This is a genomic window from Acinetobacter vivianii (assembly GCF_014635885.1).
Classification (GTDB): Bacteria; Pseudomonadota; Gammaproteobacteria; order Pseudomonadales; family Moraxellaceae; genus Acinetobacter; species Acinetobacter vivianii.
In genome coordinates, this window is record NZ_BMDR01000011.1 from 84,462 (window position 1) to 95,934 (window position 11,473).

10 protein-coding genes and 1 pseudogene are annotated in these 11,473 nt (G+C 42.5%); 2 read left to right on the forward strand and 9 right to left on the reverse strand.

The window, feature by feature from the left end; all coding sequences use genetic code 11:
* Nucleotides 1–38 precede the first annotated feature (38 nt).
* Nucleotides 39–2,909 (forward strand): DUF2339 domain-containing protein, encoded by a 2,871-nt coding sequence (locus tag IEV36_RS17240; RefSeq protein WP_005255057.1) that lies wholly within the window; start codon nucleotides 39–41, stop codon nucleotides 2,907–2,909.
* On the opposite strand, the gene IEV36_RS17245 is transcribed toward IEV36_RS17240, so the two are convergent.
* Both IEV36_RS17245 and IEV36_RS17250 read right to left on the reverse strand, forming a co-directional pair.
* The gene (locus IEV36_RS17245; RefSeq protein WP_004774742.1) at nucleotides 2,910–3,827 is read right to left on the reverse strand and encodes a mechanosensitive ion channel family protein; all 918 of its coding nucleotides are present in this window, start codon (nucleotides 3,825–3,827) and stop codon (nucleotides 2,910–2,912) included. It lies immediately after the preceding gene.
* 9 nt (nucleotides 3,828–3,836) lie between these two features.
* Nucleotides 3,837–4,658 (reverse strand): DUF432 domain-containing protein, encoded by an 822-nt coding sequence (locus IEV36_RS17250; RefSeq protein ID WP_005146492.1) that lies wholly within the window; start codon nucleotides 4,656–4,658, stop codon nucleotides 3,837–3,839.
* 93 nt (nucleotides 4,659–4,751) lie between these two features.
* Between IEV36_RS17250 and gspE the strand changes: the two genes are divergently transcribed.
* Nucleotides 4,752–6,242, forward strand: a complete 1,491-nt coding sequence (gene gspE / locus IEV36_RS17255) for a type II secretion system ATPase GspE (protein ID WP_005255055.1) — start codon at nucleotides 4,752–4,754, stop codon at nucleotides 6,240–6,242.
* 63 nt (nucleotides 6,243–6,305) lie between these two features.
* On the opposite strand, the gene IEV36_RS17260 is transcribed toward gspE, so the two are convergent.
* From IEV36_RS17260 to IEV36_RS18860, 7 genes and pseudogenes are all read right to left on the reverse strand, one after another.
* Nucleotides 6,306–6,740, reverse strand: a complete 435-nt coding sequence (locus tag IEV36_RS17260) for an organic hydroperoxide resistance protein (protein ID WP_005255054.1) — start codon at nucleotides 6,738–6,740, stop codon at nucleotides 6,306–6,308.
* Nucleotides 6,741–7,080: 340 nt separating this feature from the next.
* Nucleotides 7,081–7,443 carry a DUF4951 domain-containing protein gene (locus tag IEV36_RS17265; protein WP_005255052.1) on the reverse strand — a complete coding sequence of 121 codons (363 nt, stop codon included), beginning with the start codon at nucleotides 7,441–7,443 and terminating at the stop codon, nucleotides 7,081–7,083.
* Nucleotides 7,444–7,652: 209 nt separating this feature from the next.
* Entirely contained in the window at nucleotides 7,653–8,477 is an 825-nt protein-coding gene (locus IEV36_RS17270; RefSeq protein ID WP_005255050.1) for a carbon-nitrogen hydrolase family protein, read from the reverse strand.
* Between the two features lie 28 nt (nucleotides 8,478–8,505).
* A complete protein-coding gene (gene gigB / locus IEV36_RS17275) occupies nucleotides 8,506–9,027 on the reverse strand; it encodes an anti-anti-sigma factor GigB (RefSeq protein ID WP_004774748.1) in 522 nt (173 codons plus the stop codon).
* 102 nt (nucleotides 9,028–9,129) lie between these two features.
* Entirely contained in the window at nucleotides 9,130–10,098 is a 969-nt protein-coding gene (gene gigA / locus IEV36_RS17280) for an RsbU family protein phosphatase GigA (protein ID WP_005255048.1), read from the reverse strand.
* Between the two features lie 130 nt (nucleotides 10,099–10,228).
* Nucleotides 10,229–11,116 (reverse strand): MlaA family lipoprotein, encoded by an 888-nt coding sequence (locus IEV36_RS17285; protein ID WP_004774751.1) that lies wholly within the window; start codon nucleotides 11,114–11,116, stop codon nucleotides 10,229–10,231.
* A gap of 97 nt (nucleotides 11,117–11,213) precedes the next feature.
* A pseudogene (locus IEV36_RS18860) lies at nucleotides 11,214–11,473 on the reverse strand (hypothetical protein); the annotation flags it as partial.

The window sequence follows — 11,473 nt, forward strand, 5'->3', positions numbered from 1 at the left end:
GATAGCTGCAATGAAGCTGTCATAATTGATATAAGTCTATGTATAAAAAAGACAAACAGGGAATGGTTTTTGTCCTGATTGCTTTGACGGTGCTGCTTGCTTGTGCGGTTGCATTTAAATGGCATGCGACTGTTATCGCAGCGACGATTGGGCTGACCGTTGTTATTGTGCACATTCTGTCTGAGATTCATCAGCGCTTGCTGCAACTTGAACAGGCAATGCCGAATAATTTTGCACAGACAGCGGGTATTGGCGTACAAAAAGTTGTGATATATGGTGCGGCGCTCGTCGCGCTATTTGCCTATGCCAATACTTGGATGTGGCTGGCTGGCGGCGCTTTATTGGTATTGCTGTTGTGCCTGATTCAAACGATCAGTGCCTTTCAAACCCGGTTGTTACATTTGGAGCATGACGTTATTCAACGACATCAGGTTGGAGTGGGGAGCTTCGATCACTCACAGCAGAGCCATCCTGATCAGAAGATTGAAACGATTCCCACAACGACAGCTTCCTCAAATTCGACTCAACCCGAGCAGCATCCCGAGTGGATGCATCAAGAGACTTCATCAGATCAAGCAACATTGGGACAGACCCAGACTTCAGTTACTCAAGCCGTTGAGCCTAAAACACCGAGTTGGTGGCAGCCTGCATTGGACTGGATGATGCACGGCAATCCAATTCTTCGTGTTGCTGTCGCCGTACTCATGGTTGGTGTGGTTTTATTATTACGTTTTGCCAGTGAACATTGGCAACTCAGTCTTGGTGTGAAGCTGGGTTTTATTGCCAGTGCGGGGGCAGTGACGACGGTTGCAGGTTATTTACTGCAAAAGAAAAATCAATTATTTGCAGTTGCGTTACAAGGTGTCGGGCTAGCCGTCATTTTCTTGACACTGATTTTCTCTCATCATTTTGCCGTAATTGCCAGCTTAACGACTGCCAGTATTTTATTTGTAATTTTATTATTAGTCACAGTTTATCTGAGTTTAAAGCAACAAGCCCTGTATTTAGCCATGTTGGCATTGACCCTGGCTTATCTTGCACCTTTGGTGATTCCACAAAACCATCCTGATGTGATTTTCCTGTTTGGCTATTACTTTGTCATTAACTTGGCTGTGGCAGCGCTGAACTTTATTCAACCTTGGAAAATCCTGCATCAAATTGCGTTCTTTGCCACCATGTTTATTGGTGGTTCGACCATCGGAATTTATGCAAATTCAGCGCAGTTTAATATCTTGGATATGATCCTGTGGTTGCATATGGCTTTATTCATCTGGCTCAGTATTCGTTATAGCCAATTGATGCTACGTGCTCAAAACCAGCAGCAACAAACAGATCCGACATCTGAGCGCTTACAGCCGATTTTGGATGTCGGTCTGATCTTTAGTGTGCCTGTCTTGGGCTTTTCCTTACATGCCTATTTAATGCATAACTCTACCTCAGCACTCACTTGGGGGGCTGTTGCACTTGCTGCGACTTATATTGCTTTAAATCTCTGGATTAAACGTCAGCATCCACAATTATCAATCTTGGCCAAAAGTTTCTTTATCCTTGCGGTGGTGTTTGTTGCATTGATTTTCCCATTGGCTAAAGGAGCACATTGGACTTCAACGGGCTGGGTGATTCAAGGCACGGCATTAATCGTTTGGGGCGTCACTGAGCGATACCGTTTAAGTCGTTATGTGGGTGTCGCACTGGTCTTGCTCAGTTCGGTAGCATTACTGTTTCAGGTCTGGTCAAATGATCATTTCCCGATTTTAAGCACCGCAATTTTTGCTTTAGCGCAATTTATTTCGGCTTTTTACTTGTTGCATTATCAGGAAGTCGAAAAGTACTTTAGTGCGCGGATGCTGAGCGGCGTGTTTCTGGCACTTGGTTTATATTCTGGAGCAATTGCGGCTGTTGAATTCATGCAATGGCAACAACATGGCCTGAGTCCTTATCTTGCGATTGCGGCAATATTACTGGCACTGTTTAGTCTGGCGGTACATGTTAAATCAAGATTGCAGTGGGGCAATGTACAACTGATCTTATTGGCCGGCTTATTAGCTTTGCTCTACACGGAAAGTTTTGCTCAAAATGTGTATGCCGTTTGGCACTGGTCGAGTAGCTTAAATCAGATAAGCTTTGCTGTGGCTTCGATTGCGATGACGTTAATACTGACCAGCTTGAGTACTCACACATCTAAAGCGTCGCTTATGTTGTGGTCAGCTTTGCTCTGGCTCAGTCTTGCCAGTATAGGATTAGCTATTTTCCCAATCATGCCACTTGTTGCGCTTGCGATTGTCCCTGCGATTTATAGTATCTGGCGATTTATATCGAATAAAACCCAGTTACTCCATCAGGTTCCGATCTGGTGCCTAACGTTATTCTGGCTGGTATTGATCAGTCTAGATCTATATTCTGCACAGCAATATTATGTGCTACCGCTGCTTAATCTGACAGATATCCTGTCTGTATTGATGTTCTTCGGTCTGATCTGGGTAATTTATCATCATGACTTTAGTGCAGAGCGTTCGATAGAATGGGGCTTTAAAGTGACCACGATTTTGATTGGTCTATTGGTACTGAGTAGTGTGGTTGTACGTGCCATGCATCATTATCTAGGCACACCATTCTGGGGGACAGCAATCTGGTCAAATGGCGATGTGCAACTCAGTTTGACATTGCTATGGGTGATCTTAGCCTTCATTCTCATGACTTTTTCCAGTCGCCGCCACATCCGCCAAATCTGGTTTGTCGGTGCGGCTTTATTGGGAATAGTGGTCATGAAACTGTTGTTATTGGACTTATCGCAAAGTGGCACTTTAACCCGCGTGATTTCGTTTATTGGTTCGGGAGCGGTGATGCTGGTGATTGCTTATTTGGCACCGTTGCCACCTGCGCTAAGTGAGACCAAGAAAGAAAGCTAATTATCTTTCTTTCTCGTCTTTTTTCAGTTCTTTCTGATTGGCATATTGATCGATTTCATCATTCTCCAAAGGTAGAGGTCGATCAATCAGACCCATCTTCGGTACTGGAATTTCGATCTCATTTTCCAGAAAGCCATTACGAATCCGTTCCTGCATTTCATCGCGGACTTTGAGTGAATTTTCCTGACGGCACCACACCGCAAATAACAACTCAATTGAAGATTCCCTAAATGCCGTAACAGTGACCGTTGCTTTCGGGTCATCCATCACCAATGGGTATTTCGCTGCCACATCTAACAAGACTTGGCGCACTTTGATGATATCTTCATGGAAATTAATCGCGAGTGTAATCGGAATACGCCGTATCGGATATTTGGATAAGTTCATCACGGGCGTTCGAATCAGTTGTTCGTTCGGCAAGCGAATATAAACATTATCCAGCGTCAAAAGTTTGACTGAAAGTAAGTCAATTGAAATGACTTCACCCTCAATGGTTTGACCTCGAATCAAGGTAATTTGAATGGTATCACCGACTTCAAAGGAACCTTCACCAATCAGGAACAAGCCACTGATCAAGTTGGTTGCAGAAGTCTGAGAGGCGAAACCCAAAGCGACCGTCAAGATCCCCGCTGCACCGAGAAAGACACTCAGTTTAAAACCAGCTTCCCTTAAACTGGTCATGATGAACAGCAAGAAAATAAAGTAAAAAATGCCTCGACGCCATAATAGGCGTTGATGTGCATTAAAACGGCTACCAATGGTGCGGATAAAGGCATTGGAGACCAGTCGCGCTATCAGGAAGCCGATAAAACATAAAATAATGGCAACCACGATTTCGCTGAGGCGCTCAAAATTAATGTTGGTAAAAACACTGGTCAGGCTGCCAGCAACATCTTTTGGAATATTTGAATTCGGCATGGCAACCCCTTAGAAGAATGAATCAAACATATTGAATAAGGTGCTACCGGGGGCTCGAGGGGGATGTACATAGGTGACTTCACCTGCCTGAGTCGGGGTTTTGTTTTCAATGCGAATTCTTGCAGGATGATCTGTGCCTTCGTAATAGACTTTGATTTGCGAGGTCCATAAGCGTCCTGTACTTTCACTATAAAATAATGGCAGGGCAGGCACAGGCACATTCATACGGTCAAAGCGCAATTGATGATGACTGGTGTTGTGAAACTCAATTGGAGTGACCGCTCGGAAAGCACGTGGTTTAAGTAGGTTCAAATCGATACGCCCGTCGACTGAAGTGGCGTAGCAAATCTCACCATTTTGTGGGTCTTTACCAAACCATGTGTCTTTCGGTTGAATGACTGGGATATCAAAAAGCGGTTCAGAAAGCCCATCCACCAGACCTGCGATCCACAACGGTGTGCTGATATATAAGGTTCCGCGCTGACCCGCTGGAATATAAATCGGATCTACAGGTCGAATCACCACTGAACGATCAGCCAGACGCGGCATTAAATGAAACGTACTATTGGTTTTATGAAACATGTAGCGTTCAATTTTTGCTGGAGGCGGCATGGCAAATTCAATATCGTTCAATATTCGCCACTGTTGTTCGTAGTCATACTGAAATTGAGGGCGATGATATTCTAGACGCCATTCTTTAATGCCGCGAGTCAGACGAAAGAGCAATGAACCGAATTGCCAAGCTTTGGCCTGTTGAAGTTCGAATTGTTGTTCACCCCACCATTTCAACGTATTGGAAGGTGGTACTTCAAATTGATTATTTTGAGACAAGATGCAAAATTCCTTTGTGAGTATGCTAAACAGACTTCACGCTGTAATCTGCTTAGAGTACACTCAATACTTTCTCTTATCATTATTTGTGTGATGCAAATACTTAAACAAATACAAATTCCTTATAGTTTTGCGAAGCGACATGGCGTTTTATTGCGCTATGAAGGTGATCAAATTTTTATTGTACGACGTAAGGACACTGCGCGTATTGCGTTGCAGGAAGCGCGTCGAATTCTGGGGAAATCTGCTCACGATCAATTGTGTAGTGATCAGGAGTTTCATGCCTTATTAAGTTCCAGTTATGCGGGCGATACAGGCGAATCGCAGCAAGTTGCAGCAGGACTGGAAGATCATCCCGATTTACTGAGTCTGGCCGATCAGGTGCCTGAAGCTGAAGACTTGATGGATCAGGAAGATGATGCACCGATTGTTCGTTTAATTAATGCCTTATTATCGGAAGCGATTCGCGTCAGTGCCTCAGATATTCATATTGAAGCCTTTGAGAAAAAACTGTCAGTACGTTTGCGTGTTGATGGTCAATTGCGTGAGATCGTGCAGCCACGTCGTGAGCTGGCACCGCTCTTGGTATCTCGTATCAAGGTCATGGCGAAACTGGATATTGCCGAAAAGCGAATTCCACAAGATGGTCGTATTTCATTACGCCTTGCTGGACGAGAAGTGGATGTACGTGTTTCGACTTTGCCTTCTTCGCATGGTGAGCGTGTGGTCATGCGTTTGTTGGACAAGCAGGCAGGGCGTTTAAACATGACCCATTTGGGCTTGATGAAAAATGACTACGAGCGCTTAACCCAACTGGTCCATCGCCCACATGGCATTATTCTGGTGACTGGCCCAACAGGTTCGGGTAAAACCACCACCTTGTATGCCGCATTGTCTGATCTGAATGACAATACCCGTAATATTCTGACAGCCGAAGATCCAATTGAATATCAACTGGAAGGGATTGGACAAACTCAGGTCAATACCAAAGTTGATATGACCTTTGCGCGTGCGTTGAAGGCGATGTTGCGTCAAGATCCTGATGTGGTCATGGTCGGTGAGATTCGTGACTTGGAAACTGCTGAAATTGCGGTTCAAGCTTCGTTAACGGGTCACTTGGTACTTTCCACACTGCATACCAATACTGCAATTGGTGCGGTAACGCGTTTAAAAGATATGGGAATCGAGCCTTTCTTATTGGCGAGTTCCTTGATTGGTATGATTGCACAGCGTCTGGTTCGTACTTTATGTCCGCATTGTGTGACATGGCGTCAGGCGGATGATTTTGAGCGTCAGGTTTTCCAGCATCTGAAAGTGGATGAATATATGCAGCTACCTGAACCACAGGGCTGTGAAAAATGTTCACATGTAGGCTTTAGCGGTCGAACTGCAATTTATGAAATCGTGCCAGTCGATGAGTCGATGCGCCGTTTGATTCATGGCAATGCGGCTGAGTATGAATTGGAAAATCATGCGCGCCGTCATGCAGCTTCAATTCGAGATGATGGTTTATTGAAAGTTTTAGCTGGCAAAACGACATTGGAAGAAGTACTTCGTGTCACCAATGAAGCTGCGGAAGAATAAATTTAAGCCTTGAAATAAAAAACAGCATGCAGATCGCATGCTGTTTTTTTATGGTTGCTAAAATTATTCAGCAGTCACAATATTAAAATTCACATCAATATTGTTGCGGGTCGCATTTGAATAAGGGCAAACAATATGTGCAGCAGCAACCAATTGTTCTGCTTCAGCTTGTTCCATTCCGATCAGATAAATATTTAAAGTGACTTCAATACCAAAACCCGTTGGAATAGGACCAATTCCGACTTCACCTTCTACATAGGCATCTTTGCTGATATTGAACTTATCGCGGTTTGCAACAAACTTCATTGCACCCAAGAAGCATGCAGAATAGCCAGCAGCAAAGAGTTGTTCTGGGTTGGTCACTTCACCGCCAGCACCACCCATTTCTTTAGGTACACCAAGTTTTACATCTAAAACGCCGTCAGAAGAGGTTGCACGGCCATCTCGACCGCCTGTTGCTTTTGCTTTTGCACGATAAACCACTTTTTCTAATGACATGATTATTCTTCCTGAAGATTATTGAATGCAATTTGATCGTACTGGATCTAAATTAAAATACAAGTCAGCAAACGTTATAGATCCTGCCATCTTTGGTCGTGATATGTGTAGGGGAGTTTCTATGTTTTGTAGGTGTTTTATTTATGAGTATAGGATGTGATTAGTTGTGCCAATTCACATTGATAAAGGATGTAAGTGCGAATCGCTTGAATCATAAAGATTGGATATTGGGAAGGTAATAAATTAATCTGGCGGCTCTCATTTTTATTGTGTGCCCAAAACAAAAAAGCATAAGTGATAAGACTTATGCCAATGCTAGATAATAAATTTGATGTGTCTGTTACCAGAGATCGGCAATTTTTTTCATGAGACGAGCACGATAACGCGCTGTCGGGTTGCCAAGGTTATTTTCTGCTTCAAGTTCAAAATGCTTCTGCCAAGCCTGAATCATGTCTAGGGTGGTGCCTTTTTGCTTAATCACGGCAACATCTTCACGTCGAATATTATCGAGACGTTGTCTGGCACCTTCTGGGCCTGTTCCCCAGCCAATAATCCATTGACCAAAAGCATTCAGAGATAAATTTTGTGGTGTAGATAACACTGTTGTTGAAGCAGCCGATTCATCCGTATTTGCATCAACGGTTGTGGCATGAAGTGGTACGGTGGTCCCCAAAAAAAACAAAGCAGCGATAAATCTAAACATGAACAAAGCTTAATAAGAATGAGTTGATGATGTTACATCATGCATATCCCAAAATCATTCGACTTTGCTCTATGATGATCAATAAATTGTATTAAATCATGAATCTAGAAATGGTACATTGGTAAAAATTGACCAAGACGGTCAGAATATATTCTATTGCTGGTATTTTGTGCAAAATTGCGATTAAAAAAGCTGATCGCGTTTCATTTTTAATAATTGATGAGCTTGCGATGTTGCATCAGTGGCATAGAGGCACGAATTGTATTTTGCTCTTCAAGATCAAATGCACTGGTGATTAGACCATGACCCTCAGTTTCGATCATTTGAAGCAGCTGTCCACGACTATCCGTGATTCCTGCATGTCCCCAAGTTTGACGTTTTTCACCATGCCAGCCTTGCTGGGCAGCACCTAAAACATAACATTGGCTATCCATGGCACGTGCTTGCAGCAGCAACTGCCAATGAAGCTGTCCTGTTGTATAGGTAAATGCGGCAGGGGCCGTTAAAATATTGGCACCTTGCTGACGTAAGGTTAAAGCCAGTTCTGGAAAGCGTAAGTCATAGCAGACCATCAGACCGATGTTACCAAAAGGTGTTTTGGCAACAACGACCTGATCACCAGGTTCAAAGAATTTAGACTCCTGATAACCGCCGACTGCATCACTGACTTGCACATCAAATAAATGAATTTTGTCGTAGCGAGCTTCTGTACCTTCAGGACTAATACATAAACTGACGGTTCGAACCCGACCATCCTGAATGATTGAACCATCTGGACGGAAAGGGCATGGGAGCGTGCCCGCAATTATCCAGATTTGATAGCGATGCGCCAGTTGCTCTAATCGTTTTTGAATACTCTCGAATTGAGCTGCGGTTTCACGTTGTTTACCCGCAGCAAAGCAGACAAAGTTTTCAGGTAAGACGATGAGCTCAGCAGCCTGAGCTTTACTCTGTTGAATTAATGATTCAATGACATCGAAATTTGCTTCGATATCATTTTGGGAGTTCATTTGTGCAACAGAAAGTAAAGTCATATAGGCGCCGCGATATCAGGTTGAGTGATCAAGCGTTTTGTTTATGTGCATCGAGATTGAGGCAATCTTGTTCTTTTTGCAATTGTTTAACCAGAGGTTCAAACATATTCTGGTTATTTTCATTTAAACGCATCAACGTTTTATGTGCATCGAGCACAGTATTGAGCATGGCACTATGAGTGACATGTTCATCGGTAAGTTCCAAAGTACATACACTCGGATCACCACAGTAATTTAAAATCACAAATACCTGTCCTAGCCCCATACTGTTGGCTAAGGTTGTAATATCTGGATTTGTTGACAGCATGACTGCTTGGATCTGATGAACTTGCTTTAGCTTTAAACCTAGTTTTGCCAGAATGCCTAAAACGGTACTGTCAATAAACGTGGTTTCAGTTAAGTCAACGATTGCACCAACAACATTTTGCTGTTGTTCAATTCGGTTGAGCAGTTTGTCTAGACTTATACAAGAGTGAGCACGCACTTCGCCAATAAGCTTGAAAATATGCGTTCCGTTCAAACTTGCATATTCAACATGACCTGTTGACATATAAATGCCATTTTCAGAGAAAGGATATAAAATTATCCCATAGTGATATTCCAGACACAAGTGGTCGGAGGTCTAGATTTAATTAAGTTTTTGATATTTAAATTAATTCATTCGGCGGAGGCTTAGAATTGCAATGTCATCAGCCACGTGATCTGGGGCTTTAAAGGAATCATTTTGCAAGTGTTCCACCAGTTGATTGAATTGATCATTCAGGCCACCATCGAAGGGTTCAAGCGCCCCATCTGAACAAACAATAAACCGCGCATGGCGACTTAATACACAACGATGTTCTTCAACTTCCAGTTCTTCTGTGAGTCCTAAAGGAAAGCTACTTGTAGTTAAAATCTGTGGAGGCTGGTTCGGTTCAAAAATGATTGGAGGCGGGTAATGTCCTGCACTAGACCAACGCACTTCATGTGTCGCCAGATTTAAAATACCAGCCACCATGGTGATGTGCTTTTCAATATTCTCTTGCACCAACATTGCATTCAGTTTTTGAATTAATTGACTAGGTGTTTTTGAGCGACCATGAAAAGCCGCCATCCACGATGTGAGTAGGCTACTGGTGACACCATGTCCTGACACATCCGCAAGATAGAATAAAACCTCTTCATCATTTAAACGCCAATAGTCATACCAGTCGCCCGACAAATAAGCCGAGGGTTGAAAGAAAGATTCAAACTGATAGTTGGGGAGCTCAATCGGATTCGGCAACAAACGCTTTTGTAATTCGGCCGCAGATGGCAAATCGCGACTATCTTGATTACGTTTATATTGCGCATCGATTTTGAATAAAGAATGAATTGGATTTTTTGGCAAGCTATCCCAAATCCAGCCCGCTAAAGCGCCTAATTCCCATGCCTGAGCCAAAGCTGCGCCTTCGTGCTCAAATGCAAGCACAACAGTCGGCAGTTTCCATTGATATTTTAAGAAATCTTGTACATCGGCAATTGCAATAATTGTTTGATCATACAAATCCAGATCATCAACTTGAATGATCTGCAAACTTGGTAACTCAGTTAAAGCTTGATCTAAACAGGGTATGGAGCGTGTGGGTTGAATGAAATACATAGATGAATAGTCAATCCTTTGTACGATCATTTTTGATTCATCGTAGATGAAAGATGATCTATAACATAGTATTGCCAGAGTTTAAATTCTCTGACAATACATAAGTTTGTAAAACATTATTTTAATGTGATCACTTTTCATCAGAAGATGAGTCGTCAACATCATCTTCATCACCAACAAAAGAAACATCATCAGAGTCGCCACGCTTCTCTGCGATCTGGAAAGCCTTACGCTGTAAATAGAAGTCACGGATCATTGAATATTTATCACCTTTTAGACTTTCTTCAATATCCAGAATTTGTGAACGTGCATCAACTGCTTGCAAGACATTGGTTGACCAGTAAATACCTTCCTGATCATCCAGTAAATATTTCTGTGGACGCCCAAAACTATCTGCCGCTAAACCAAAACCATCACGGAAAGTACTTGGACCAAAGAATGGCAACATTACATAAGGGCCAGAAGGTACACCGTAATAACCCAGTGTCACACCAAAGCTTTCTTCTTCAGTTGATAATCCTAAACGACGTGCAGGATCTGCAAAACCTAAAGTTGTAAGGGTATTTAAAGTAAAACGTCCTAACGTTTGAGCAGCACGTGCTGGACGACCTTGAATCAGCTGGTTAACTGCATTCCATGGCTCACCAAGGTTCTTGCGGAACTGACGGTAAGGGCTACGAACAGGTTCAGGAACTTTTGCGACATATTGAATTGCAACTGGCTTTAATAAGTTACGATCTAACATGTCATTAAATGCATAAATCTGGCGATTCAATGGCTGTAAAGGATCTTTAACTGCATCAGGTTGTGCAGCATTAGCATTTACTTTTAAATCATTCTTGGTGAGATGCTTTAAATCTTTTATTGCTTGAATCGTTGAAACCTTTTGCTCAGCCGAAACTTGTGGTTGCGACGTAGCAGATTGAGCGGCAGACTCATTTGGAGTCTCTTGAGCGAATACTGATGAACAAGCTCCAGCAGTTAACAACCCAAGCAAGATAAAATTCGAGTAATGCATATAAGTCCTTAATCGCTGTGAGAGCGAAATACAGTCATTAAAATGATTGCGTCACTTAACGCAAAACATAGATATCAAGAGTACAGTTTAATTGTTCTTATCGTATTAAAACAAATTCGGTCGAAAAAGATAAGAAAAAATGTAATTTTGCTCTAAAAATAAACACTCGATAAGATAATTCCAATAAATTTAAAAAAGGGTGTTGCATTGGATTGGGAATGCTGTAGAATGCACATCCATCGGCGGTGATGTAGATAAAAACTTGTTGAGAAACAAGGATTTGGCTAAATAGGTTGGATTCTTGGGTTGGTTGATAAGTTTTAAAAATATCGAAATTACCTGTTGACTTTGAAGAAA